At 50.1% G+C, this 25603-nt stretch carries 22 protein-coding genes; 7 read left to right on the top strand and 15 right to left on the bottom strand.

The window, feature by feature from the left end:
• Positions 1 to 10 precede the first annotated feature (10 nt).
• From dnaK to IPP66_10265, 4 genes are all read right to left on the bottom strand, one after another.
• On the bottom strand, positions 11 to 1915 hold the full coding sequence (gene dnaK / locus IPP66_10280) for a molecular chaperone DnaK (GenBank protein MBK9925667.1): 1905 nt from the start codon (positions 1913 to 1915) through the stop codon (positions 11 to 13).
• Between the two features lie 53 nt (positions 1916 to 1968).
• Entirely contained in the window at positions 1969 to 2517 is a 549-nt protein-coding gene (gene grpE, locus IPP66_10275; protein MBK9925666.1) for a nucleotide exchange factor GrpE, read from the bottom strand.
• Positions 2518 to 2594: 77 nt separating this feature from the next.
• A complete protein-coding gene (gene hrcA, locus IPP66_10270) occupies positions 2595 to 3632 on the bottom strand; it encodes a heat-inducible transcription repressor HrcA (protein ID MBK9925665.1) in 1038 nt (345 codons plus the stop codon).
• A gap of 192 nt (positions 3633 to 3824) precedes the next feature.
• Positions 3825 to 6002 carry a serine/threonine-protein kinase gene (locus tag IPP66_10265; protein MBK9925664.1) on the bottom strand — a complete coding sequence of 726 codons (2178 nt, stop codon included), beginning with the start codon at positions 6000 to 6002 and terminating at the stop codon, positions 3825 to 3827.
• A gap of 290 nt (positions 6003 to 6292) precedes the next feature.
• Between IPP66_10265 and IPP66_10260 the strand changes: the two genes are divergently transcribed.
• A complete protein-coding gene (locus tag IPP66_10260; GenBank protein MBK9925663.1) occupies positions 6293 to 8602 on the top strand; it encodes a transglutaminase domain-containing protein in 2310 nt (769 codons plus the stop codon).
• A 45-nt stretch (positions 8603 to 8647) separates the two neighbouring features.
• Positions 8648 to 10351, top strand: a complete 1704-nt coding sequence (locus IPP66_10255; protein ID MBK9925662.1) for a GAF domain-containing protein — start codon at positions 8648 to 8650, stop codon at positions 10349 to 10351.
• Positions 10352 to 10470: 119 nt separating this feature from the next.
• Here IPP66_10255 and IPP66_10250 read toward each other — a convergent pair whose 3' ends face one another.
• The 7 genes from IPP66_10250 to IPP66_10220 form a co-directional block, all read right to left on the bottom strand.
• Complete coding sequence (locus tag IPP66_10250) at positions 10471 to 10797, bottom strand: hypothetical protein (GenBank protein MBK9925661.1); 327 nt, start codon at positions 10795 to 10797, stop codon at positions 10471 to 10473.
• The gene (locus tag IPP66_10245) at positions 10790 to 11293 is read right to left on the bottom strand and encodes a helix-turn-helix transcriptional regulator (GenBank protein ID MBK9925660.1); all 504 of its coding nucleotides are present in this window, start codon (positions 11291 to 11293) and stop codon (positions 10790 to 10792) included. The genes IPP66_10250 and IPP66_10245 overlap by 8 nt, the downstream gene beginning before the upstream one ends.
• A gap of 27 nt (positions 11294 to 11320) precedes the next feature.
• The gene (locus IPP66_10240; GenBank protein ID MBK9925659.1) at positions 11321 to 12481 is read right to left on the bottom strand and encodes a M20/M25/M40 family metallo-hydrolase; all 1161 of its coding nucleotides are present in this window, start codon (positions 12479 to 12481) and stop codon (positions 11321 to 11323) included.
• 128 nt (positions 12482 to 12609) lie between these two features.
• Positions 12610 to 13596 (bottom strand): carbohydrate kinase family protein, encoded by a 987-nt coding sequence (locus tag IPP66_10235; GenBank protein ID MBK9925658.1) that lies wholly within the window; start codon positions 13594 to 13596, stop codon positions 12610 to 12612.
• A gap of 42 nt (positions 13597 to 13638) precedes the next feature.
• Positions 13639 to 14466 (bottom strand): SDR family oxidoreductase, encoded by an 828-nt coding sequence (locus IPP66_10230; protein ID MBK9925657.1) that lies wholly within the window; start codon positions 14464 to 14466, stop codon positions 13639 to 13641.
• A 148-nt stretch (positions 14467 to 14614) separates the two neighbouring features.
• Positions 14615 to 15712 carry a PD40 domain-containing protein gene (locus tag IPP66_10225; GenBank protein MBK9925656.1) on the bottom strand — a complete coding sequence of 366 codons (1098 nt, stop codon included), beginning with the start codon at positions 15710 to 15712 and terminating at the stop codon, positions 14615 to 14617.
• Entirely contained in the window at positions 15687 to 16019 is a 333-nt protein-coding gene (locus IPP66_10220) for a hydrogenase maturation nickel metallochaperone HypA (protein MBK9925655.1), read from the bottom strand. Before IPP66_10220 ends, IPP66_10225 begins: the two co-directional genes overlap by 26 nt.
• A 142-nt stretch (positions 16020 to 16161) precedes the next feature.
• On the opposite strand from IPP66_10220, the gene IPP66_10215 reads away from it, so the two are divergent.
• From IPP66_10215 to IPP66_10200, 4 genes are all read left to right on the top strand, one after another.
• Positions 16162 to 17196 carry a COX15/CtaA family protein gene (locus IPP66_10215; protein ID MBK9925654.1) on the top strand — a complete coding sequence of 345 codons (1035 nt, stop codon included), beginning with the start codon at positions 16162 to 16164 and terminating at the stop codon, positions 17194 to 17196.
• Position 17197: 1 nt separating this feature from the next.
• Complete coding sequence (locus IPP66_10210) at positions 17198 to 17608, top strand: c-type cytochrome (protein MBK9925653.1); 411 nt, start codon at positions 17198 to 17200, stop codon at positions 17606 to 17608.
• A 95-nt stretch (positions 17609 to 17703) separates the two neighbouring features.
• Entirely contained in the window at positions 17704 to 21459 is a 3756-nt protein-coding gene (locus tag IPP66_10205; protein MBK9925652.1) for a GAF domain-containing protein, read from the top strand.
• Positions 21460 to 21474: 15 nt separating this feature from the next.
• Positions 21475 to 22137 (top strand): response regulator transcription factor, encoded by a 663-nt coding sequence (locus IPP66_10200; protein ID MBK9925651.1) that lies wholly within the window; start codon positions 21475 to 21477, stop codon positions 22135 to 22137.
• Positions 22138 to 22207: 70 nt separating this feature from the next.
• Here the strand turns inward: IPP66_10200 and IPP66_10195 are convergent, their stop codons facing one another.
• Genes IPP66_10195 through IPP66_10185 form a run of 3 tightly spaced genes read right to left on the bottom strand, consistent with a single transcriptional unit; the run spans position 22208 to position 23699 of the window.
• Entirely contained in the window at positions 22208 to 22765 is a 558-nt protein-coding gene (locus IPP66_10195; GenBank protein ID MBK9925650.1) for a metalloregulator ArsR/SmtB family transcription factor, read from the bottom strand.
• A 6-nt stretch (positions 22766 to 22771) separates the two neighbouring features.
• Positions 22772 to 23140 (bottom strand): GIY-YIG nuclease family protein, encoded by a 369-nt coding sequence (locus IPP66_10190; GenBank protein MBK9925649.1) that lies wholly within the window; start codon positions 23138 to 23140, stop codon positions 22772 to 22774.
• Between the two features lies 1 nt (position 23141).
• On the bottom strand, positions 23142 to 23699 hold the full coding sequence (locus IPP66_10185; protein ID MBK9925648.1) for a DUF2087 domain-containing protein: 558 nt from the start codon (positions 23697 to 23699) through the stop codon (positions 23142 to 23144).
• 176 nt (positions 23700 to 23875) lie between these two features.
• Between IPP66_10185 and IPP66_10180 the strand changes: the two genes are divergently transcribed.
• Complete coding sequence (locus IPP66_10180; GenBank protein ID MBK9925647.1) at positions 23876 to 24799, top strand: branched-chain amino acid transaminase; 924 nt, start codon at positions 23876 to 23878, stop codon at positions 24797 to 24799.
• A 69-nt stretch (positions 24800 to 24868) separates the two neighbouring features.
• Here the strand turns inward: IPP66_10180 and IPP66_10175 are convergent, their stop codons facing one another.
• Positions 24869 to 25600, bottom strand: a complete 732-nt coding sequence (locus IPP66_10175; GenBank protein ID MBK9925646.1) for a hypothetical protein — start codon at positions 25598 to 25600, stop codon at positions 24869 to 24871.
• Positions 25601 to 25603: the final 3 nt, after the last annotated feature.

The raw sequence follows: 25603 nt of genomic DNA, 5'->3' as shown, positions 1-25603 counted from the left end.
ATTCTCTAAATTACTCCTTCACTTCTCCGTCTACAACTTCAGGCCCATCATTAGTAGTGGATGAAGAACTCGCTTCGCCCGCCCCCGCAGTTGGCCCAGTCCCCGTAGGGGGATTCTGCTCATAGACGCTGGCACCAATCTTTTGAATGGCCTGCCCCAATACATCTGTGGCGGCTCTGATCGCGGCTACATCCTCACCCTCTGCGGCTTTCTTCACTTCATTCGATTTCGCTTCGATCTCTGTCTTCACTTCCGCAGGGACCTTGTCACCGAACTCACGCAACGCCTTTTCGCCAGCATACACTGTGTTATCGGCATTGTTGCGTGCTTCGATCAATTCCTTGCGCTTCCTGTCATCTTCGGCATGGGCTTCAGCATCCTTACGCATCTTTTCCACTTCTGAGTCTGAGAGACCAGAGGAAGCTGTAATCGTAATGTGCTGTGAACGTCCTGTCGCCTTATCCTGCGCGCTGACTTTCAAAATACCGTTCGCATCCACATCGAATGTGACTTCGATCTGCGGTACACCACGTGGCGCAGGTGGAATTCCATCAAGGATAAATCGTCCCAACGACTTGTTATCTGCCGCCATCGGGCGTTCCCCTTGCAGGATGTGGATCTCAACCTGAGTCTGACTGTCACTTGCGGTGGAAAATACCTGACTCTTGCGAGTCGGGATGGTGGTATTGCGTTCGATCTGTGGAGTTGCTACACCGCCCAATGTTTCAATGGACAGTGAAAGAGGCGTCACGTCGAGAAGCAGAATGTCCTTCACTTCGCCGCCAAGCACACCTGCCTGGATTGCTGCACCAATGGCAACCACTTCATCGGGGTTCACGCCTTTGTGAGGCTCCTTACCAAAGAAAGCACGGACGCGGTCTTGGATGGCTGGCATACGGGTCATACCGCCCACCAAAACTACCTCGTGAATGTCGCCTGCATTTAATTCAGCGTCGGCTAAAGCTTGTTTAACGGGAGCAATCGTTCGGTCGACAAGATCCGCTGTCAACTGTTCAAACTTGGCGCGGCTGAGAGTCATCACCAAGTGTTTCGGTCCGCTGGCATCTGCAGTCAAATACGGAAGGTTGATCTCCGTCTGCATTGTGGTCGAAAGTTCGATCTTTGCCTTTTCGGAGGCTTCCTTCAAACGTTGTAATGCCTGACGGTCGTTATGAAGGTCAATGCCGTTATCTTTCTTGAACTGCTCGATCAAATGATCCATGACGCGCAGGTCGAAGTCATCGCCACCGAGGAAGGTATCGCCACTCGTGGATTTGACCTGGAACACACCATCGCCCACTTCCAAAACAGAGACATCGAACGTACCGCCACCGAGATCATAGACAATGATCGTTTCGTTTTTTTTCTTATCGAGGCCGTAGGCAAGCGAGGAAGCGGTCGGTTCGTTGATGATGCGCAGAACTTCTAAACCTGCGATCTTACCCGCGTCTTTTGTGGCGTTGCGTTGTGCATCGTTGAAATACGCAGGGACAGTGATAACCGCCTGCGTGATGGTCTCACCAAGATAGGCTTCAGCATCTGCCTTGATCTTCGCGAGGATCATCGCTGAAACCTCGGGCGCGGAATAATCCTTGCCGCCCAATTCCACACGCACATCACCATTGTCCGCGCTTTTCACAGCATACGGCACGCGTTTCCTTGTGCGCTCCACTTCGGCGTCATCGGACTTGCGTCCCATAAAACGCTTCACTGAAAAGATCGTATTCTGCGGATTGGTGATCGCCTGATTGCGCGCCACACGCCCAACCAAACGCTCGCCATTCTTATTCATCGCCACCACAGAAGGAACAAGGCGTTCGCCTTCTGCAGAGGGGATCACAATCGGTTCGCCACCCTGCATTACTGCCGCGACAGAGTTTGTCGTACCAAGGTCAATGCCAATGATTTTTGCCATGAATAATTTCTCCTTTTAACGTTTACATGTTCGAACGTTGAAACGTTTGAACGTTATTGCGCCACCCTCACCAGGGCTGGTCGTATCACTCGTTCACCGAGCATATATCCATTTTGTACCACAGCGATCACATGTCCGCTTTCCACCTCTTCGCTGGGTTCATTCGAGATCGCCTCGTGGAAGTTCGGATCGAATTCTGCGCCTACCGCCTCGATCCGTTTTATGCCTTCGCCGTCCAACACGTTTTGGAACTTGCGCGCGATCAATTCAACACCGCTCGCCCACAAATCATCCGCAGGGCGGTTTTGCAAAGCACGCTCCAAGTCATCGAGAACAGGTAACAACTTTTTGATGATGTCGCCTTTCATCGAAAACTTATTCAACTCGTTATCGCGCTCAATACGCTTCTTATAGTTTTGGAATTCAGCCTGAGACCTCAGCCAGCTATCTTTAAATTCAGACAACTTTGCATCTGACTCTTCGAGCTGTTTTTTCAACGCTTCCACCTCAGCCGAAGCCTGCTCACTGACTTCGGGCATTGTCACCGCCTCAGCCTGAGTCTCGTCAATTTCTTCTTTGTGCTTATGCTTCTTCTCAGTCATACTTCCTGTCTCTCACTGTATTTGATATTTTATGATTCAGCCAACTTGCTGATCGTCTTATAAGAGTGCGCTAAAGATCATTCACCAGAAATGGAGTCATTCACTAGATCACTTAATAAACCAGCCACGTATCGTACCGTGGGAATTGTCTTTGCATACGACATACGCATGGGGCCCAAAACACCGAGAGTCCCTGTTGCCATGCCGGGCACACCATACCGTGCAATCACCATCGAACACTGACGGAGTTCTTCCCATCCACCTTCGCCGCCGATCAATACTTGAAGCCCACCGACATTGCTGTTTGTAGCTGTTCGATCAAGCAAGTCTTTCAACGTGGAACGTTCACCAAAGATCTTCAACGCGCGACGGCCTTCATCCGATTCTGCAAATTCAGGCTCAGACAGAACATTGGTCAAACCATCGGTGAAAATATCACCAGAGATACGATCCACATTGCGGCGCATATCTTGAACGATCAACGTCAAAATATCCTGATCGAGTGCGTCAGAACGGGCCGGGAGGGCGGAAATGGCGTCCACGGTGGAGCCAGCCAAAAGGGCGTTAAGACGCGAGGCAGTCTGGCTGAGTCGCTCCTGTAGAACAGGTTCGGCCAACGTCAGTATCTGCTGGTTGACCTCCCCTCCAACCAACACAAGGATCATAAGAATCTGGCGTCCTTGTGTGGAGATCAACTCAATGTGTTTGAAACGTACTTGTTCTGCATGCGGCGCCGTGATGACAGATACACCCTGCGATTGATGCGCAAGAATGGATGCCGCGAGGGTCATCCACTGTTCAACATCGGAGCCCGATTGATGGAATTGATGTGAGATCGTGCGCTGAATCGCCTGTGGCAATTCGGCTTGATACATCATCTGACTGACAAAGTAACGATAACCATCTTCTGTGGGAACACGTCCCGCCGAAGTGTGAGGCTGGCGCAAGTAACCCATTTCTGTCAATGCCGCCATCTCATTGCGGATGGTGGCCGATGAAAGATTAAGTTGATAATGTTCCAGAAGCCGCTTTGAACCGATGGGCTGAGCGGTGTCAATGTAATCTCGTATGATGAGTAACAAGAGAGTTCGTTGACGGTCTGTTAATTCTGGCATTGTATTCACACAATTAGCACTCTCAATTCGAGAGTGCTATCCATCTTGGAATAATGATAAACGAGTCAAAAAGGGAAGTCAATAAGAGGAGTGTAAGAAAATGCCCGTCACTCTTGTAAGTGACGGGCATTATGTTCCGTATTTATTGCAGTAGCATACCCTGATGGGCACACGAGCTACTGCATTCCAAATCTATGGATTGGTGGGACGCCAAGCCGGGTCAAAGTCTACTGCGGGGTCGTTGGTAAGGCGGGTTCGGCTTCCACCACTGGCTGTCATAAAGTAGATGTCGCGGTTACCGTCATTGTCCATGCCTTCGAAGGCGATCCATAAACCATCCGGTGAAAATTGGACATCTTCGATCGGGCGCGGAAGGTCAACGCGTATGGGATCTTTCGTGGCACGATCCTCATATTTGATGGTCATCAACCACGGGCGTGAAACTCCGCCAGAATCCCTTTGGCTGAACAATACCGTAGAGCCATCAGGAGTCCACACGGGAAGGTAATCCAAGAACTGTTGACCGCTACGGGCGATTTGCACATTGCCCTGACCCGTGTCGCTCATAGCCCAGATCTGATAAGCGCCCACCCTCTTCACTGTATAAACGATCTGGTTCCCAAAAGGAGACCATGAGGGTTGACTGTTCTCTTGCACATCACCGCTGACAGATGTGATGCGATTGATCGCTCCACTTTCAAGGGTGAGAATATAAATATCTTTCTTGCCATCACGCAGGGATGTGAACGCAATACGGCGGCCATCAGGTGACCAATCCGGATCAAAATCGGATCCGGGGACAACGGTCAATGGTTTTTGACCGGAACCGTCTGCGTTGATCAAATAGAGGCTCGAGTCTTTATAAGCATTTTCAGCGACATCGCCACGAGTCAAACATGGCGAGATGAAGACAAGTTGTGCACCATCGGGAGACCACGATGGCTGGCAGGCACCGTCTACAATGTTTGTGAGAAGTGTCAGGCCAGTGCCATCCAAATTACTCAAATAGATTTGAGGGGCACCGTTACGCGCAGAGGCAAATGCGATCTGACTACCACCACCTTGTGAAGTGGGTGCGGCAACCGGCGCATTATCGGGTGTGGCGGTTACTTCCAAGACAGGAGGTAATGTCTTTGTAGGAATTACAGTCGCTGTGGGAGCCACTGTAGGCGTTGCAGTGACGTCCGCCATTGCTTCGGTTGTTTGTGTTGGGTTCAGCGGCGCGATCAATGATTCTGTTTGCGTGGGAACCGCTTTGGTGGGATTGGAAACACCCAACATGGAAAGCAACGGCACAGGGACCATGCTGGCGACACCGGGTATAAAGCGAACAACACCAACCAGTGCGGCCGCGATCAAAAGAAGACCAATCAAAATACTGGGAAGCAAGCGCTTCTTCTTGCGTCTCTTGGGGGGTTTGAATTCCTTCAGTTCAGGCGAAGATGTTCCGCTTTTTTCTGAAGCAGAGCGTACTTCCCGTTCAATGGAACTTTCTCGTTCTGCCGCACCTTCTTCAGCGGGAGGCGGCTCGATGACGTATTCACCCGGCAACCGTTGGGTCTTGGATTTGGAACCAAGCAACGCGCGCTTGAATTCATCCGCATTTTGGAAACGGTCGGCAGGGTCAATGCCCATTGCTTTTTCAATAGACGCGGACAGACGACGTGAAATTTTTCCGTTACGTTTGCGTAATGGTGTTAGTTGTGTATTGTCCATCGCGCGTGCCAGACCATCCTCAGGGATGATACCGGTCAGCGATGCGTACAAGGTAGCACCTAATGAATAAATATCAGTACGTGGATCTGTGCGGGCTGTGCCATATTGTTCGGGAGGTGAATATCCGGGAGTCATGGCGCGTGCACCGGTGGTGGTCGCCTGACTTCCATGCAACACTTTGGCAAGACCAAAGTCCACGAGGAAGATATGTCCCTCAGAAGTGATCTTGACGTTGCCCGGCTTGATATCACGATGCAGGATCGGGGGCTTGCGCGTGTGGAGGTAACTGAGTGCATCACAAATGGCCGCACCCAATAGGACCGCTTCATCTTCTGTGATGTTGCCCATGCGCTCCATACGCTGACGCAAGTCCTCACCTTCTATATAGTCCATCACAAGATACTGTCCCTGATCGCCGATCACAAAATGATCGGTCACACGAGGTAGATTGGGATGACGAAGGTTGGCGAGGATAACGGCTTCGAGGCGGAACTGGCGTGCATACTCGTCGGTTGTGAAGAGGTTCTCCTTCACCGCCACATCCACGCCCAGGTTTTCATCCACCGCACGATAAACAGACCCCATACCACCCTGACCTAGGATCTCAACAATACGGTATCGCTTATGTAATAGTGTGCCGCGTTCAAGTGTCATTAAAAAAACAGGCTCCAAAAAATAGCGCTAGATTTGGGATTATAACAGAGCGCGTGCCTATATGTTGGATTTCGTTCTTTTTTTGATACGGAATAACAACCCTGAAAGGTTCGTATCTTTTTTTAAACGGCAATCTGCTTCTGCCCGATAAAAATCGACCAAACTCCAGGCTGGATTTGGCCCATTTGGGCGAAGCAGGTTCAGGTCCGGCCTGATGCGGATTTTCATCCGACAACAAAACCCCTCCAAAGTATTTGATATAGGCTTATCGTTTGATGTACACTTTCTGCATGCAAAAACCACGCTGGTGGGATTGGCCCGCAGTTCTGATGCTGTTCATCCTTGTGCAGATCGTTTCCTCAAGATTGATCGCCACAAACTGGACACCCTTTTTGTATTTAATCAGAACGATCACATTCATGGGCTGTTTCATCGGTTGTGCAGTGGGATATAGTCGTTTTGAAACGCGGGTTATACGCTGGCTGACCTTTTTATATATGCTGGCGTTGCTTCCCCTGCAATTGACAAGAGTCATAGATCAACAGGCTTCACTCGAAGAACAATTTATGAGCGTGGGCGGAAGGTTAATGGCTTCGCTCGGAAACTTTTTCACCCAAAAGCCTGTAGAGGACCCGATCTTTTTTGTAACGATCATGTTGATTGCTTTTTGGGGAATCAGCACATGGGCCGGATATGCACTCATCCGCAAGCAGGATTATCTTGGTGCAGTGTTGCCATCCACCATCGGATTATTATTTATCCAATATTATGACAACGCTGTTTTGAGTCGACTTTGGTCAATGGCGCTCTTTACATTTGTTGCACTGCTTTTATTAGGAAGGCTGAATCACCTGCAACATCTTGTATCATGGCAGGCACGGCGAGTGTTCCTTCCACCCGATAGCCGCGTGGATCTGACAAGTATGATGCTGGCAGTGACAGGCCTGATCATTCTGGTTTCGTGGACCATTCCCCCATCGGCATCCAGCTTGAACGCCGCTGTGGAACGATGGAATCGAATGACGAAACCTTGGAGAGAATTTACACACAACATCGAGAATGCCTTCGACGCGATCCAAGCCACCAGAAACGGACGACGGGTTGACCTCTTCGGTTCTGAGTTATCGCTTGGAACAGGTTTCTCATTATCTGATGTCATCGTGTTCAATGTCCAACCACCTGAAATACCCGATGAAGAAAACCCTCCGCGTTTCTATTGGCAGGGACGTATTTATGACCACTACGAAAACGGACAATGGAGCGCCACCAATACAACCCAGGATAAATTTACTCCCTCTGCTGATTCGTTGGCAGTGTTAAACACAAACGGACAACCACGTTTCCGATTTACGTTCTTTGCCGGTGAGAATCCACTTTCGTTGTTGTACGCCCCCACCCAACCCGTGTGGGTCAGCCGCGCCAGTTCAATTCAATTATTGGGCACAAAAGATGGTGAGGATGTCTCTGCCTGGTTTGCCTCGCCAATACTGGAAGCTGGAGAAAGTTATCAAGTCGAGTCCGCGATCAGCAACCCCGGCGTGAACAGATTAAAAAGCGCGGGAACCAATTACCCCGCATGGGTCACTGATAGATATTTGCAAATCCCCGAGAATTTTTCAAGCCCTGTGCATCGACTCGCATTAGAGATCACCAAAGATGCACAGACTCCCTATGATAAAGCAACAGCCATCACACAATACTTACGAACCCAAATCGAATACAGCGACTCAGTTGAAAAAGCCCCTGAGAATACCGACTCGCTCGAATGGTTGATCTTTGAATATAAAAAAGGATATTGTGTCTACTACGCCACAGCAGAGACAATGATGCTTCGCTCCATCGGCATCCCGGCCCGCATGACAGTTGGGTTTTCACAGGGAGAATATTCACCTGAAACAAATCAATACACGGTTCGCAAATTGAATGCGCACGCCTGGCCACAGGCGTACTTCCCCGGCATTGGCTGGGTGGAGTTCGAGCCCACTGGCAACCAACCTGAATTGGATCGCCCCGTGGAAGAAGAGAACAATCTCGACCCCTTGGCGCTCACCCCTTCTGGATTGGGAAACGACCTGCCGCTTCCTGAAGCGCCGAAGCCACAAGAACAAGTTGTTATCCCAGAAGTAAAACCCCGCGTCTCTCCCAGCCTGTATCTGATTCCGTTATTCATCATATTCGCCACGCTGACGGTTTTCCTCGGGCGACGATATAACTTGCCCACACGCATTCCAACGCTGTTACGAAACGCCTACGAACGGAATGGTATGCGAACCCCCGCATGGATCGTCAATTGGGAACAGTGGATAAAGATTTCTCCGATCGAAAAAGCATTCGACAGCGTGAACTTCGGCTTGAGACTCTTACAAAACCCCATGCCGGTGTATGCTACCCCCATCGAGCGTGCAAACGGACTGGTGAAGCTTCTACCAAAAGCCGAAAATGAGATCAATACTCTTCTGGACGAACATCAAACATCCCTTTATACTTCCAGACAGGCAGATGTCATTCGCGCGCGGCGCGCCGCCTTCAACATCCGTGTTCAGGTCATCTCCGAACGAATCCGTTATTTGATTGAAGGCAACCCCACCGAGACTCCATAAGTTGTCCTTTCCATGGATGAGCCATGAAAGGGCAAAGGACAGACAATGGCCACATCCAAATCAAAACCTATCTCGATCAACGACCAACTTGTTTCAGCAACTCAAAACGCTGGGAAATTGCGCGCCTCATTGGATGCCAAACAGGCAGGTCCAGCCATCGAGGGGATTAAAGAACTTGAGAATTCTCTCTCGCGCATCAGCGAAGTACTGATCCCGTTTGAACAACGCTTTAGCCACTTACAAGCCCTCGCAGGGATCGGGCAGGTCGTCAACTCCACGCTTGAACTCGATGAAGTACTACAGATAGTCATGGACACCATCGTGCGCCTGACAGAGGCTGAACGCGGCTTCCTCATGCTCCGCAACGAACGGGGCGAGATGGAAACCCGTATCGCACGCAACTGGGAACAAGAATCCATCAACAAAAGTGAATTCGCCATCAGCCGCACCATTGTCGAACGTGTCATCAATGGAGGCGAGGCCGTTCTCACCACGAATGCACGCGAAGACCCGCGCTTTGGTGGGCAGGAATCCATCATTGCCTTCAACTTGCGCTCGATCCTATGTGTGCCGTTGATGGTCAAGACCGATCTGATCGGCGTGATCTACACGGATAACCGCATCCGCACCGGCATCTTCTCTGAAGCAGACCGTGATTTAATGATCGCATTTGCAAATCAGGCCGCAGTTGCCATTGAGAATGCGCGCTTGTTCTCCTCCCTCAAACGGACTCTTGAAGAAGTGACCGAGCTCAAGAACCTGATGGACGATGTTTTTGCGTCCATTGTGTCAGGGGTGATCACGGCTGATGTGCAGGATCAGATCACCCTTTGTAATCGAGCCGCCGCGTCCATTTTAGGGCAGGCCTCCGCAGAGATCGTCGGAAGAAAGTTGGAAGAGATCGTCCCCATGTTGGCAAGCGGAATCCAATCACAAATGGATTCGGTGCGCGCCAGCGATCAGCCCATTGTGGGGCTTGAGTTCAGCCAGAACCTGCCCGCGCGTGGCAACGTGGACTGGCGCTTGAACCTCTCCCCACTCAAAGATGCTGGGCAGAAAACTCAGGGCGTGGCTATCGTGCTCGACGATCTGACCGAACAAAAGAAACTTGAAGCGCAACGCAGACTCTTCGAACGCATGGTTTCGCCCGCTGTGATCGACCAACTCGACCCGAACGGTTTACAACTCGGCGGCAAACGTGTGGATATCACCGTGCTGTTTGCAGATGTGCGCGGGTTTACATCATTTAGTGAATCACAAGAACCAGAAAAATTGGTGAAGATATTGAACCGCTATCTCGCCGCCATGGCCGAGTCGGTGCTTTCGCAAGAAGGCACGATCGATAAGTTCATGGGCGATGCGATCATGTCGTGGTTCAATGCCCCGGTACCACAACCGGACCATACCTTGCGCGCCGTCAAAGCCGCGCTTGCTTTGCGTGATGCAGTGGAAGGTTTATATAAAGAACTGCCCGAAGCAGAACATTTAGCCTTCGGTGTGGGCATTCACTACGGCGACGCGATCCTCGGTTTGATCGGTACCGAACGCAGACTGGAATACACCGCCATCAGCGATAGCGTCAACACGGCCAAACGCTTGCAGGAAAATTCTGGGAAGAACCAGATCATCATCAGCCGCGAAGCCTATGCGCGCGTAAAAGATGATATTGAAGTGAGACCCATCGCACCCGTCGCCGCCAAAGGCAAGACCGCTCCATTGGAAGTGTTTGAGGTAGTGGGATTGAAATAAATGATGAAGGATGAATGGGGATTGGTAAATCGTAATTGGTAATTGGTGAGACTTCCGAGGTTTATGGGCCTCGGAAGTTTTTATTTCCATGGGTGCATGTTTCCCCCATCGCATGCCCATCACATCTGCACTACCACACCCGTTCTCTTCACCCAAAATGAATAGATCAAACTTGTCACATACCCCGCAACCCCACCAACGACAATCCCAACAATCGACCATCTAAAAAAGCTATATAAGATTAGTTTATTAAATATCCTACCCCAATCACTCCAAAATGTGGATGAGTGGTTTCCTAAGACCAGTAGATGATCCATGTTGGGGAGGCCAAAGAAAGCTAACAAGACAACATAGGTCAGGTAATATCCAAATACCCCACTGACCCATACTACAACAACAGCTAATGCCGATCTACCCACATTCCCTGAACGGCGATATTCATACACAGCGGGCTATCGTCGGGATCAACCATACGCCGAAAACAACAAGGAACATAACAGACATCAACACCCAGAGCGTCATACCGCTGACTGCGCCCGGTTCCATGTTCGTGTTAATCTCACCAAAGAAACCAGCTGTCACATTCAAGTAACCCCAATATACAGCACCGAAGAGTAATCCAGTTAAAAAGTAATAGAGAATTCGTTTTCGCATTTCAAGCTCCTTGAAGGAAAAGTTTTCTCTAGTATTGTCGGCCTCGCTTTTTATTTCAACTATGGATTCCTGTGGTTTGGCTTCTATCGCACCTATGGATTTCCCCAGCTTTAAAATTACTTCGGTCCGTGAATGCACGCCAAACTTGGCATACACATTTTTCAAATGGAACTCAACAGTGCTCGCCGAAATTCCCAACGAATGAGCAATCTGTTTATTGCTCATTCCTCGCAATAAAAGTTCAACAACTTCATTTTCGCGTTTGCTCAAATCTGAACTTTTTATCATCACACAACTCCTCAACACCAATCCCTGTTACGATTCGCTGACCACTGAACTAACAAACCTCACCAACTGCTCCATTCCCTTCCCCACAGGTTCGGTCTCAATAAACTCATTCTTCGTATGCGCCCCACCACCGTTCGAAACACCCAGCACCAAAGCGGGATACCCCTTGCTCAACGGCACATTCGCATCCGTCGAACCCGAAGTCAACACCGCATCGAGTCCTTGGTCACGCAGACATTTCTGCGCCAGCTTCACAAGTGGATGTCTCGGACTCATCTCCCCGGCCGGGCGTGCCCCGATCACCTCCGCCTCAAAACGGACCCCGGGCCTGTTCGCACTTTCGATCAGCATTTCCACCCCTGCGACCAATTCCGCCAACTCCCCTACACCTTCTGAACGCAAGTCCAACTCCATCCATGCTTCGGCCGGGATGACGTTGATCGAAGTCCCGCCATTAACCCTGCCCACATTCATCGTCGTGCGCGGCCTCAACGGCAATCGCAAAGCGGATAACTCTCCGATCAACCTTGCCAATTCCAACACCGCCGAAGGCTGGCCATAGTCCGACCACGAATGCCCACCCTGAGTCCGCGCTGTGATGCGATACCGCTTCACACCCACAGCCTTGTGATACACATGTCCCAACGCCATCCCTTCAAGGACAAGATACATCAACACATCCGAACCGAATCGTTCCACTACAGTCTTCATCCCACGCAAGTCACCAAGTCCCTCCTCGCAAGTGTTTGCCACGAACCAAATGTCGCCCACGAGTCCCCCTCTCCCTTCGGGAGAGGGCTGGGGTGAGGGTGAAAGTCCGGGCGATAGCACACGCTCCCTCAACATCCACAACAACCCTACCAATGCCGCCACCCCAAGCGAATTATCACCAATACCGATCCCAAACACTTTCCCCTCTTCGCGCCGAACGATCAAATCCATATCCAACGGAAAGACCGTATCCATATGCGCTGAAACGATCAGTGGCTTTGCCTCTGTCCTCCGTCCACCGTCCACTGTCCAGCGTCCATACACATTCCCTGTTTCATCTACCGAAACATCCTGTAAACCCTCTTGCAGGAACAATGCCCGCATAAACTCTGCCCGCCGCCCTTCATCAAATGTCGGCGCAGGGATTTGTTGAATCTGAATCGCAAGATCAATGATACGTTGAATAGTGTTTGTCATGTGTTTATTTTAGCAGGGAAAGAGGGGACATGTAGATACGTAGACAGGGAAACTTGCAACTTGCAGCCCATTCCCTCAATCACCATCTTCCACATTCCCCGCTTCATCCTTCTGCATTCTACCTTTACCTACACTTGTCTTACCATATCCCGTAAAGCACTCAACCTCGCATCTGCCAACCCTGGTAGTACATCCAATGGATGAAATGCACCATGCCCCTCCAACTTCAACGAAGCGGACACATTCCCATACAACACACCTTCCAAAGCATCATAGTCTTTGCAAAAGCCAGCCATGAATCCGCCACCAAACGCATCACCTGCGCCTGTCACATCTTCCATACGTGTGGGGTATGCAGGGATCTCCCATTTGCGTTTTGTATCGGCATCATACAACAACTGTCCGTTGACGCCGCGCTTGATCACCACGTATTCGCATCCATATAACGAAACCGCTTCAGCCATTTCCCACAAATCATGCGTTTCGCTTTGAAACAGATTCCGCATCTCTTCCTCGGACGGCAGGAAAGCTGTCACGCCGTTGAGCAGAGCAGGCAACTCGCGCCTCGAAGTTGGATTCATGGTAACAGGCGACGGGTCCAGAATGAACGAGTGCACATCGCCCCGTTTAAGTCCCGCGATCAATTGAGTCTGTGTCACCAGGTCCATTGGGCAAAGGTAGGCGGCGCGTGCGCTCAGATAATCGTTGGGAATATCTGTCACGATCAACTTGTGTTCTTCATCCACAAGGCGCTCCACTTGATATCCCAGCAATGATTTCGGGAAGGTCATCTCGCGCCGCGCAAAATGCGAAACGGGATTAACGTTATTCGCCTCGAACGCTTCGGTATACGCGATGAACTCACGCACATCCAGATTCTTTTCAAGGATGCGGATGCCGCTCGTATCGAATCCATGTGACTTGACCTCGTTCAACCATGCGCGCGGATAATCATCTCCCACGCGTCCCACCAACCCGATACCTGATTCCCAGATCCCAAGCCCCGCCGCCGCATAAAGCAGACTCCCGCCCATCACATCGAGGCGAGGCTGTCCTTGCGGAGGGAGTAAAAATTCACGCGTGAGATGACCAAAAACGATGAAGTGAATATCCATATTGTTATTATAAGCAAGGGCGATCCTTCATGGTTAATCAGATTATATTTTCGCCTTCAACTCATCCTCACGCTCGGGGATCGTAAAGCTATTGATCGTAGTGCGATCTACAAGCCAATTAAAGTTGCGGTTCATCCAAACGGTGAACGTCCACACCCACGGAAGGATTCGCATCGCACGCGGACTTCGCACTAACTGCACAACCGCATCACCCACCTGATCGGCTGTCAACAACAAAGCTTTGGGAGTAGTTGTTTTCGTCTTGCGTTTGATACCGGCATGTTGCGTGAATTCGGTCACCACGCCGCCGGGATAAATCATCGAGACATCAATGCCCCACGGTTTGACCTCGCGCCGCAAGGCCTCGGTGAATCCATGCACGGCATGTTTAGTAGCGGCATAGATCGTGTAAGTTGGCGTACCGACCAGACCCGCCATCGAACCCATATTGATAATGTGACCGGAACGTTGCTTCATCATGATCGGCAAAACCTGCCGCGTCGTTTGAATAACGCCCATCACATTGACATCGAACTGCGCCTGAATATCTTTAATCGGGTCGAGATTCTCCAACCAGTCCAATCGACCAAAGCCTGCGTTGTTCACCAGCACATCCACGCGCCCAAACTTTGTCATTGATTCGTTGACGAGTTTCAGAATATCATCAAGTTTTGTGAGATCGGCCTGTACCACCAACGTCTCTGCGCCGGTGTGGAGCGCGGCAATTTCCTGCACCAATGCCTCGAGTCGGTCCACGCGGCGGGCGGCAAGCACAACCTTCGCCCCCTCCCTGCCAAACTGACGAGCCGTCGCTTCACCAATTCCCGATGATGCGCCGGTAACGATGACCACTTTACCTTTAATGTTCATAGAAACTTCCTTACATTTATGGCTATTAAACAATCACGCTTCGACTTCGCTCTTTCCAAGAGTTATTTCCATCCTGAGCGGAGTGAGGAGCGCCTTTTGCGACGAACGTAGTCGAAGGACGCTCCGCTCAGCGAGGAAGTTTTTATTCTTACGGCCCCCATCTCGGCTGATAATCACAATAATCGTTGTTCGTTAAGCGCCGCAGGTCTGTGCCATCTACACGTATGACATAGATCTCGCAACCGTTATCATCCCCATAATTATCGAAGTATGAGGTAAAGACCACCCACTTGCCATCCGGTGAAAAGGATGGCCCCTGACTGTTGCCACCACTCGGTGTGAGTTGATGGGAATTCGTCCCATCAGCGGACATGATGTAGAGTTCACGATTCCATGCGGGACCGGAATACGTAACGATCGAACGTCCGTCAGCAGACCAGTCACTGCGCCCACGAATGGCGGGCAAGTCAGTAATAACTTTCAAGCCTTTGCCATTGGGATTTACTTTGAACAGTTGCACCGGTCCACGCTTATCGGAGGCAAACAGGATCTGACTTCCATCCGGCGACCAGGTCGGGTCCCAGCCCGTAACGTTGGGGACATTATCTTCTTCTTTACCATTGCTACTCATCATAATCAGTTGGAACCTCTGAGTGGATGGGTTTTCACGCGCAAAAATAATACGCTCACCATCCGGTGAAAACTCAGGCGCGGTCTCGATCGTGAAGATGTTGGTCAACCGTTTCAGGGCTCCATCGGCAATCGTCAGTTCATAGATCTCATAGTTATTTTTTTCAAAGAACCCCGAATACAACACGCTCCTGCCATCCGGTGAAAGGGATGGATAGAAGTGTTGTCTGTTATTGTCGGTGGTCAGCCTTCTAAAGCCGGTGCCATCCGCATTCATGATGCAAATCTGATTACTGGCCTGCACCTTGAAGATCTGACATGTGAAAACAATATGACCCGTCAAACCGTCAGCGGCAGTAGGCGATGGAACGCCATCTGTTGAGATAGGGCTGGCCGTGGCGGTGGGCAAGTCCACCGGGTTGGAGATCAACGGAGCAGGCGTTGGTGTTTCCAACGGGTTGGGCGTGAAAGCCGTCAGCGGCGTGGAGGCTTGGAGCGTGGCAAACAGGTCCGGGGTCGGGGTGGAGGCGGCTGGCATATTGCATCCAGCGATCAAAAACAGGATCAAAGCTGCAGATGCAAATCCAAATCTACTTTGTCTCAATGTGTTCAACATAAAATTCCTCACCAGATAAAATTTTTGCGCCGAAACTTCCGCAGTGCGGGCAATGGATGGTTCCGTTCACGGGATAATATTTTTTGAAGCAGGCCATGCACTGTGCTTCGGCAGTGATAAGACGAAAACGAATCTGCGCGCGTTCCAGGGCTGTGCCTTTGCTCAACTCAACCCACTGCTGTTGAATGATGCCTTGATCGAGTTCTGATATTTCACCGATGGCGACTTGAATTTGCCTGATGTCCTCCGCATGTGGATGCTGGATGGCTTTATCGAAAAGTATTTTTGCGGATCGCTGTTCATGCATAGAGTGGGATTATACGACATGCGCTTCGCACTTAACTGACGGTTGCTCCGGCTTAATCGGCCTCTTATTCCCCGATGCTATAATCCCGTTTTGGAATCAGGAAGCAAGCTTCTTGATTCCAAACTCAATTGGGAGGGCAAACATGCCTCAAACTCAGAATCGTGCGGTGATGAACTGGCTTTTCATCTTCGTCTTTGTCGTTGCGTTTCTTGTCGTCTTCGGGGGATTTGTACGTCTTACACGTTCGGGCTTATCCATCGTGGAGTGGAACCCCATCAGCGGGTCGATGCCGCCTATCGGCGCACAAGCCTGGCAGGAAGAGTTTGCAAAATATCAGTTGACGCCTGAATACATCAAGGTCAACTCGAACATGACATTGGATGAATACAAATTCATCTTTTACATGGAATGGTTTCATCGCAACATCGCGCGCTTTGCTGGGCTGATCTATGCCATCCCTGTTTTTTATTTCCTCTTCAAGAAGGCGATCCCTTGGAAAGAGTTCGGCATCTACTTCGTGATGGGAATCCTTTTCATTTCACAAGCTCTCGCGGGCTGGATCATGGTCGCCAGCGGATTGGTAGACCGCCCATCCGTCAGTCACTTCAACCTGACGATACACTTGCTCCTCGCACTAACCTTGTTCGGCCTCGCCTACTGGACTGCCCTTGGACATAAATTCGGTTTCGACAATTCGGGGGCAAAGGCCAAGTGGTCTCTGCCTTCGAAGTTGTCTGTTGTGTATTTCGTTTTGCTGATCGTTCAGATCACATACGGCGGATTCACAGCGGGCCTCAAGGCCGGGCATGTATCAAATACATGGCCGTTGATGCTCGGCAAGCTTATTCCGCCCAACCTTTTCAACTCTGCCATCAACCTGATCGAATCCCCACAAGCCATCGTATTCATCCATCGTTGGTTTGCGTTTGTGGTCTTGTTGGCTGTCCCATTGATCTATTCCGCTTCAAAGAAACAGGGATTTCCACAAGACCTTCAAACGGGGCTCAAGTGGTTGATCGGTGTGGTCATTTTGCAGATCGTGTTGGGCATAGTGACTGTCATCTCTAATGTAAATATCGTCATTGCATTGCTCCATCAGGCAAATGCCATCGTATTATTTGGTCTGGCAGTGTACTTTATTCATCGGTTCAGAGCATTGGATGCCAAAGGTCTATAAAATGAGAAAAATATCCATCACTATCCTCGTTTTGAGTATTCTTCTACTAACAGCTTGCTCAAGCAATGAAAGCAGTTCTCCTCAAGCGATTGGTACGCTTGAATCTGTTCCTGCGGAATATGCGGGCAAGACCAATCCGCTTGGCGCAGAGGCGGCGACAGAGGGTGCAAATGTATTTCACGCAAATTGCGAGGCTTGTCACGGAACACAAGGTCATGGCGATGGTCCCGCCGGACAGGCAATTGACCCCAGGCCACAGAATCTAGCCGCCTTGCAAACAGTTGCTACAGATGAGTACTTGTTCTGGCGCATTTCAGAAGGCAAGTACGGCACATCCATGGTGGGATGGAAAGGCGTCCTCAAAGAGGAACAGATCTGGCAGGTGGTTGCGTTCCTCCGCACCTTGAAGTAACCAGCAGGAAAACAAGCGACAGTTATACCCACATGGTCATAAAGCACAATTCCCTGGCACCCCCGTCAGGGCAGGTGCGTGACCGTGGGTATTATATGTACTATACTGTGGCTATGAAAAGCAGGACTTTCATCCTCCTCGGGCTGATCCTTGCCCTCGTTCTTGCCTCATGTGAGACAGGGAACTCGCTTCCAGCGACGCCTAAAGCTGATTCTGTCGCGACCAGCCTCCCCGAAGCCCCGAGCCGGGTTCAATCCATCCCCATGCCCGAAATGTGCAACTGCGTCTTGCGCTTCGACCTGATCAGCATCGAACAAGGTCTTTCCCAAAGTTCCGTACATGCCATCCTTCAAGATAAGAGCGGATTTCTATGGCTCGGTACAGAGGATGGTTTGAATCGTTATGATGGATATACATTCAAGACCTTCAAACCAGACCGGGACAATATCAATAGTTTGAGTGATCGTTGGATCACATCCATTGTGGAAGACCGTGAGGGATACTTATGGTTCGGAACACGTCACGGCGGGTTGAACCGATACGATCCGCATACCGAGCAATTTACTCCATTCCGACACGACGAAACCAACCCATCCAGCCTGAGCGATGACCGGGTCAATACACTTTACGTGGATAAAAAAGGCAACCTTTGGGTTGGCACATCCAGTGGCTTGGACCTGTTTCAACCAGTACAGAAGACCTTTGTCCATTATGTGTATGAACCCAATAACCCCACCGGTTTGAGCGGACAAAAAGTTTCATTGATCTATCAGGATCAAAAAGAACGGTATTGGGTCGGTACAGATGGTGGTCTGGATCGTTTCGAACCGGGTAGAGGCGTCATCATTTCTTATCAACACAACCCAGACGATGAAAACACGCTGAGCAACAATCGTGTGACATCTTTGGTGGAAGATACTGCTGACACGTTATGGGTGGGCACTGCAAAGGGATTGAATAAGCTCAATTTGATCACCGGTGTAGTCACCCGCTTTATGGCTGGAGGCTTGGAACCATTAAGCCCGATCAACAATGCGATCAATACATTGTATGCCGACCATTCCGGAAATCTATGGGTGGGAACGAACGCTGGGCTTGATCGATTAAGCAACGATGGTTCACGGTTCATCCATTACTATAACGATCCATCCTTCCCCAAAAGCTTGAGTAACAACACGGTCCTATCCATATTCGAGGATCGTGGAGGTGTGTTGTGGTTCGGCACATACGGCGGCGTTAACAAATACGACCGCGGACGTGACAAGTTCGCCTACTTCCGTAACGAACCCGGAATCCCCAACAGTTTGAGCGGGAATTATGTCACTGCGCTTTTGGTCAACCGCTATGGGAGTATTTGGGTTGGGACAAATGGTAAGGGGTTGAATCTCATCAACTGGCTTTCTGGAGACATCACCCACTACACTGCTGACCCGCAAAATCCGAATAGCCTGGCTTCCAATGAGATCCTTTCGCTGGCCTTCGATCATGAAGGCATGATATGGATCGGAACAGCCAATGGGCTCGACAGGCTGGACCCAACAGAAAATACCTTCACGCACTATCATTCCAATAGTGAACGGTCCTATAGTCTGGGCTCCAACACGGTATACACTCTGTACGAAGATAGTCAAAATGTATTATGGGTGGGTACTGGCGCAGGGTTGGAGAGATTCAACCGGGCAACCAACAACTTCACACATTATTTCCCTGATGCAAACAATCTGACGTCATTGAGCGGCGGCAATGTAACAGTGATCCGCGAAGATAATCAGGGGTTTCTATGGGTGGGCACACTAGAGAATGGCCTTAACCGGTTCGACCGTCATACCGGTATATTTACACACTATCAATATAACCAATTGGATAGCAAGAGCTTAAACAACGACTCGATCCTCTCCATCTATCAGGATAGCAAGGGCCGCCTTTGGATCGGCACATCGGGAGGAGGGTTAAACCAATATCACCCGGAGACCAATTCATTCACGTATCTTCTCGAAAAGGACGGACTTGCCAACGGGGTTGTTTATAGCATTCTCGAAGATGAAAACGGATATCTTTGGATGAGCACGAATCATGGTCTCTCTCGCTTTGACCCTGAGACCAATGCATTTCGAAACTTCGATGTCGGCGATGGCTTGCAGGGCAATGAATTCAATATGGGAGCCTATGCAAAAGGCATTAACGGAAAGCTCCATTTCGGGGGCATCAATGGGCTGACTGTTTTCGACCCGCGCAACATCGTCGATAACCCGGTAGCACCGCAGATCACACTGCTTTCCATCTCACAAGATGGTGTGCCCATTAAGATCGATCCCGCACTGGAAACAAAGAACATCACTCTCCGATGGCCGCACAATTCGTTCGAATTTGAATATGCCGCGCTCAGTTATAACCAGCCGCTTAAGAATAATTATGCTTATATGCTGGAAGATTTCGACAACACCTGGAACTATATAGGCACAAAACGTAACGGCCGTTATACCAACCTCGCCGGCGGGAGTTACACACTCCTATTGAAAGCCACAAACAGTGATGGAGTGTGGAACGAAACGCCGGTGCGTATCCACGTGACCGTTGTGCCTCCCTTCTGGGCGACGGTATGGTTTCGCATTCTGCTCGTGTTCTTAGTCCTTGGAGCGGTCGCAAGCGGAATTGGCCTGAGGACAAGGTCCATTCAGGATCGCAACCGCCAACTTGAACGACTTGTCCGTGACAGAACAAGCGCCCTCGAAAAACGAAGCCAGGAGATCCAGGCGCTCTATCAGGCCGACGAACGCATCCTTCGTAACGTAAGTCTGCAACAAGTCTTCCAGACATTGGTGGATGTGGCAGTGGATACACTCAATGCCGACCGCAGTATCGTCTTCGCATGGGATGAAAAACGGACAAAGGTCCGTCCACGTGTGAGTCGCGGTTACCTTCCGGAGACGCTCAAAGTATTGCAATTTGCAAAAGGCGAGGGATACATCGGCAAAGTGCTGGAGACCGGCGTCCCAGCCATTGTGCGACATATGGATATGAACGAATTCCGCGAGGATGTGCGCGAAGCGTTAATCACTGAGGGCATCCGCTCCTTTGTGCATCTGCCCATCATCGTGGACAATAAGACCGTCGGTGTTTTCAACGTGGGCTTTACGAAACCAAATCTAATCGGCGACGATATCACCCGCCTATTCTCCGCATTGACGCACCGTGCTTCGATCTCCATCGCGAATATGGAACTCTTCGAGCAAACGAAAGATCTGGCTGTGATGGAAGAACGAAACCGCCTCGCACGGGACCTGCATGATAGCGCCAAACAAAAAGCCTTTGCCGCCCTTGCACAACTCGGCACGGCGCGTGGCATCATAAAGGGAAACGGAAACCCTGCTTACTTACACCTGAATGAGGCTGAAAATCTCGTTTCGGATGTGATCCAAGAGTTGACCTTCCTTGTACAGGAGATCTACCCGATCGCCCTGCAAGAAAAGGGATTACCCACTGTCCTTCGTGAATATATGTATGAATGGGAAAACCGCAACGACATCAAAGTTGATTTCTCCATGCGAAACGAACGTCCCTTACCGCTTGGCATCGAGCAGGCCATTTACCGTGTAGCACAGGAATCGCTTGCCAATGTGGCACGTCACAGCCAGGCACAGCATGTGGAACTCTCCTTGATGTACAATAGCGACTCACTGCAACTTTCTGTCAGTGACGATGGCCGCGGGTTCGATGTCAAGTTGAAGAGTCACGGTTTGGGGTTGCGTTCCATTCGCGAACGTGTGGCCAGCATACACGGGACAGTACAAATCCAAAGCACGCCGGGGCAGGGAACAAAGATCATTGTGCAGGCTCCGATCAAAGATTAAGAAAGAGGCGAGAACATGGCAAAGAGCAACATTTACAGCATCCTGATCGTTGACGATCACGAAGTCGTGCGCAACGGTATCCGTTCCTATCTTGAAACCATTAAGACATTTGAAGTGGTGGGCGAGGCCGAGTCAGGGGAGGCGGCGGTCAAACTGGTTGCGGAATTGATCCCAGACATCGTATTGCTAGACCTGATCATGCCGGGGATGGATGGCGTGGAAACAACGCGTCAGATCAAGAAGATCAGTCCGCGCACACAGGTGGTGGTGTTAACTTCCTATCATGAGGACGTGCATATCTTCCCTGCGCTAAAGGCCGGAGCGATCTCTTATATTCTCAAAGACATGAAGATGGAAAAACTGGCAGATACACTGCAACGCGCGGTACGCCATGAAGTGACATTGCATCCGCTGGTGGCAGAACGTGTCCTTGAAAATATTCGCGGCGACGCCAGCGAGGAGCCCGCTTTATTCACCGAGTTGACTGAACGGGAATTGGATGTGTTGCGCCTGATCGCCAAAGGCATGACCAACAGTCAGATCGCAGAGAATCTTGTGATCAGTGAAAACACGGTCAAGGGACATGTGAGCAATATCCTGAGCAAGTTGCATCTTGCAGATCGCACCCAGGTGGCTGTATATGCCTGGCAAAGCGGTTTGGTCAACAGAGAAAAATAGCGAACAGCATATAAAAATCAGGGTCGCAAAGAAAAATTCTTTGCGACCCTGATTTATTTTTAAACTGGGTTTATTCGACCCGCCAATACTCTCCCCCACCACCTTCACGCGCCATCAATCCATAACCGATCAATTCACGGCGCAAGGTTGCCGTATCCTCGTGATACTTCGAGAGGATCTCGTTGACACGCTTCTCACTATAACGTTTTCCCACTTCAAACGATTTCACAACATACCGCAGGATCGCTTCCAGCTTTTTTTGTTGCGCGGGGATGGTCTTCAAACTCCCATCACGCTTTGTGAAGTCTTTGACCACTTTCGAATCGTAGGCATCGGCATCCACCTCAGCGGCGACAGTGGAAAGTTCTTCGCTCGAAAAAATAGTGCGTGATTTTTCCTCGAGCATTTTACGATCCAACTGATAGACGCTGTAATAGCTTTCTGCGCGCGATTGCACCAACCCCGCCTCCGACAACTTGGAAAGATGATGCGAGACCGTGGATGGCTTCAAATTCAGCAACGCGGCAAGCTCCTCCACGCTATAGGACTTTTCAGCGAGCAAGCCAACGATCTTGAGGCGGCTCGAATCCGCAAGTGCTTTGAAAAAGTTGACAAGTTCCTCGCTCATGTTAAATCATGCCTCACGAATCCGTTCGTTGACATTGTAACCACGCTCACCAACGGGCTCAAGTTTCTCCAGCCAGATCTGTTCCAACAAAGTCAGTTCATCGCTCAAGTTGAAGTTCGGACTATCCACAACCTTCACTTCCTCCAATATCTCGAAAACAAACTGGTCAGCGCCAAACTCATTCCAATCCTTTTGTAAAACCTTGTTGGTATGACTGCCGATCTTGAGCATAAATCTATGCTTGTTCAAAGAGCCTTCAAGATTCAAGCTGCTACCGAGAAGCACCTTGCCATTCCCCATGTTCTTTACCTGAAAGATACCGGATGGCTTTACGCGCTCCTTATATTCTCTGTGGATGTCTTTTCTTGACTTCACACTATTCTCCATGTTTGACTCTCCAATACTTGGTGCCATTGCCTTCGCGATCCATCAATTTGTGGTCTACAAGGTAACGGCGTAGGGCAGCTGTATCTGCGTGAAAACGGCGCAGGATCGTGTTCACCTCTTTTTCAGTGTAATTCGTGTCAAATGCAAACGCATCCACGATGAAATTGAGGATAATAAGCAGTTTGTTTCCCATGGGCGGGAGTTGCTTGAGTGTTCCATCTGCATTGAGGTAGTTCTTCAACACTTTGCGGACATCATCCTGCTTTTCTTCTTTCGCTTCATATGCGGGACGTTTGCCTTCGAATTGTCCACGTGCTAGGGCTTCGATGGCTTTCTCGTTCAACTCGTAGACTCCGTCCGTTTCGCTGACAATACCGACATGCGCAAGAAAGGACAGGTGCTCGAACACATCCCGTACAGGGACATGTAACTGCTCGGCAACTTCGGCCTGCGTGGCACGTCCACGCACGAGGGCGCCAATGACGCGCAACCGCTCGGCGGAGGCCATGGCTTTGACAAAGGATAAAACTTCGGGTTGGGTTTCCATATTTCACACTCTCAATCTAATTCGATGGTTATCGAATTAGATTCTAATGAAATTCCGTCAAATGTCAAGGCCGTTTTATCGGACAGAATCAGCTTTCGGGTTGGAATGAATCGGAGCGCATCAGGTATAATGCCGAACAATCTATTCGTCGTATTTCAAATATTGGAGGCTTTGTTATGGATGTGGATCTTTCAAAACATGCGTTCTTTCAGGGGAAGGTCGTCCCCCTTTCTGAAGCAAATCTCAATATAACCACTCATGCCTTTTTATATGGCACATCTGTTTTCGGCGGCATGAGGGCATATTGGAACGAGGATAAAAAACGTCTTTTCCTTTTCCGCCCTTTCGATCATTATCGCAGGTTGCTGAACTCAGCCAAAATGATGGACATGAGCGCAGGCTACGATGAAGAGAGCCTGATCCAGATCACACTTGATGTGCTGCGCGCCGATAATTGGAAGCAGGATGTGTACATGCGTCCGTCCTTCTATAAATCTGATCTCGGCATTGGTGTGAAACTGCATGGCCTGAAAGATGAATTTTCATTGTTCGTGATCGGATTCGATAAATATGTTCAGAACGATGAAGGCGCACATGTGACCGTTTCCTCCTGGCGGCGCATTGACGATAACGTCATCCCAGCACGCGGCAAGATCGCAGGCGCGTATGTCAACTCGGCTTTCATCAAGACCGATGCAGTCCGCTCCGGTTTCGATGAGGCCCTTGTACTGGACAACTACGGGCATGTCTCTGAAGGTTCTGCCATGAATGTCTTCATGGTGCGCAATGGGACGCTCATCACCCCGCCTGTAACAGACAATATTCTCGAAGGCATCTCGCGCCGTTCAGTGATCGAGATCGCTCGCAACGACTTGGGCCTTGAAGTTGTGGAACGCTCCATTGACCGCACCGAAGTCTACATCAGCGACGAGATGTTCCTGACAGGCACCGCCGCACAGATCACCGCCGTGACCAAAGTGGACCACCGCCCCATCGGTTCGGGTGTAATGGGTCCCATCACGAGCAAGTTACGCGCCGCCTATGAAGATATCGTCCGTGGGAAGAATAAGAAGTACGAAAACTGGAACGTAGCAGTCTAACGATTAAAGCAAAGTGGCGATCAGGTTGACCGCCACTTTTTATTTAAGTCCTACAGGCTATTTCACACGCTATCGCGTCGCTTTGAAGCGCACTTGAATAAGGTTCTTTTCGCAGTCACTATATGTGTTGAAATAGATCCTGTCCGATTGCGGGATGTCGGAGACATCGAACATTTGGATCCAGAGGGTCTTGTTAGAGTTCGTGGGCGGCATCGCAAATACGATCTCAAAGCCAGCCTGACCAAATTTTGTCGCCACACCGGTGACAGTTGTATATTTGGTCGGGTCAATCGTTTGCCCGTTCAATGTTCCGCCAACCTTTATGATACCGAATTTATACGGACCATTTTTCACGTCCACGGCCTCGCCACCGACACCGAAATATGAACAAGCCAGTTCAGGATAAAAGATCGTGCTCGGAATGGCCTTTACAGTCACACCAAAAAGCGCCTTGGGAGTGTTGGTCGGTTTGGGCGTGCGTGTTGGGGGTACAAGTGAGAAAGGCGTATCGGTAAAGAGCGGCGTCCATGTTGGCACCGGCGTTCTCGTAGCAGTCATTTCAAGTGTAGGGCTGGCAGTCCATGTGGGCACAAGGGTGGCTGGTGCTGGCGTGGCGGTCGGAATTTTAGGGGAAAGCAAACCTCCACTGGGAGGCAGGATATTCAGTTTCGAATCCTCGTTGAAATAAATCAATACAAAGTACCCAACGATACAGGCAGTCAAGATCAATACAATGATCGAAAGAATATCCCATATCTGCATGGGTGATCGCGAACCGTTTCCCTTGAATAAATTATTCATGCT

Source organism: Candidatus Defluviilinea proxima, from assembly GCA_016721115.1.
GTDB lineage: Bacteria > Chloroflexota > Anaerolineae > Anaerolineales > Villigracilaceae > Defluviilinea > Defluviilinea proxima.
This window is presented reverse-complemented; position numbering and strand designations above follow the sequence as displayed.

Excerpts from the sequence above, each read along its gene's own strand:
- IPP66_10240 (MBK9925659.1), bottom strand. The coding sequence starts at position 12,481 with ATGACAAACACTATTCAACGTATCATTGATCTTGCGATTCAGATTCAA.
- IPP66_10230 (MBK9925657.1), bottom strand. The coding sequence starts at position 14,466 with ATGAACATTAAAGGTAAAGTGGTCATCGTTACCGGCGCATCATCGGGA.
- IPP66_10175 (MBK9925646.1), bottom strand. The coding sequence starts at position 25,600 with ATGAATAATTTATTCAAGGGAAACGGTTCGCGATCACCCATGCAGATA.
- IPP66_10195 (MBK9925650.1), bottom strand. The coding sequence starts at position 22,765 with ATGAGCGAGGAACTTGTCAACTTTTTCAAAGCACTTGCGGATTCGAGC.
- IPP66_10220 (MBK9925655.1), bottom strand. The coding sequence starts at position 16,019 with ATGCATGAACAGCGATCCGCAAAAATACTTTTCGATAAAGCCATCCAG.
- IPP66_10255 (MBK9925662.1), top strand. The coding sequence starts at position 8,648 with ATGGCCACATCCAAATCAAAACCTATCTCGATCAACGACCAACTTGTT.
- hrcA (MBK9925665.1), bottom strand. The coding sequence starts at position 3,632 with ATGCCAGAATTAACAGACCGTCAACGAACTCTCTTGTTACTCATCATA.
- IPP66_10180 (MBK9925647.1), top strand. The coding sequence starts at position 23,876 with ATGGATGTGGATCTTTCAAAACATGCGTTCTTTCAGGGGAAGGTCGTC.
- IPP66_10245 (MBK9925660.1), bottom strand. The coding sequence starts at position 11,293 with ATGATAAAAAGTTCAGATTTGAGCAAACGCGAAAATGAAGTTGTTGAA.
- grpE (MBK9925666.1), bottom strand. The coding sequence starts at position 2,517 with ATGACTGAGAAGAAGCATAAGCACAAAGAAGAAATTGACGAGACTCAG.
- dnaK (MBK9925667.1), bottom strand. The coding sequence starts at position 1,915 with ATGGCAAAAATCATTGGCATTGACCTTGGTACGACAAACTCTGTCGCG.
- IPP66_10225 (MBK9925656.1), bottom strand. The coding sequence starts at position 15,712 with ATGTTGAACACATTGAGACAAAGTAGATTTGGATTTGCATCTGCAGCT.
- IPP66_10185 (MBK9925648.1), bottom strand. The coding sequence starts at position 23,699 with ATGGAAACCCAACCCGAAGTTTTATCCTTTGTCAAAGCCATGGCCTCC.
- IPP66_10260 (MBK9925663.1), top strand. The coding sequence starts at position 6,293 with ATGCAAAAACCACGCTGGTGGGATTGGCCCGCAGTTCTGATGCTGTTC.
- IPP66_10215 (MBK9925654.1), top strand. The coding sequence starts at position 16,162 with ATGCCTCAAACTCAGAATCGTGCGGTGATGAACTGGCTTTTCATCTTC.
- IPP66_10210 (MBK9925653.1), top strand. The coding sequence starts at position 17,198 with ATGAGAAAAATATCCATCACTATCCTCGTTTTGAGTATTCTTCTACTA.
- IPP66_10235 (MBK9925658.1), bottom strand. The coding sequence starts at position 13,596 with ATGGATATTCACTTCATCGTTTTTGGTCATCTCACGCGTGAATTTTTA.
- IPP66_10200 (MBK9925651.1), top strand. The coding sequence starts at position 21,475 with ATGGCAAAGAGCAACATTTACAGCATCCTGATCGTTGACGATCACGAA.
- IPP66_10265 (MBK9925664.1), bottom strand. The coding sequence starts at position 6,002 with ATGACACTTGAACGCGGCACACTATTACATAAGCGATACCGTATTGTT.
- IPP66_10205 (MBK9925652.1), top strand. The coding sequence starts at position 17,704 with ATGTACTATACTGTGGCTATGAAAAGCAGGACTTTCATCCTCCTCGGG.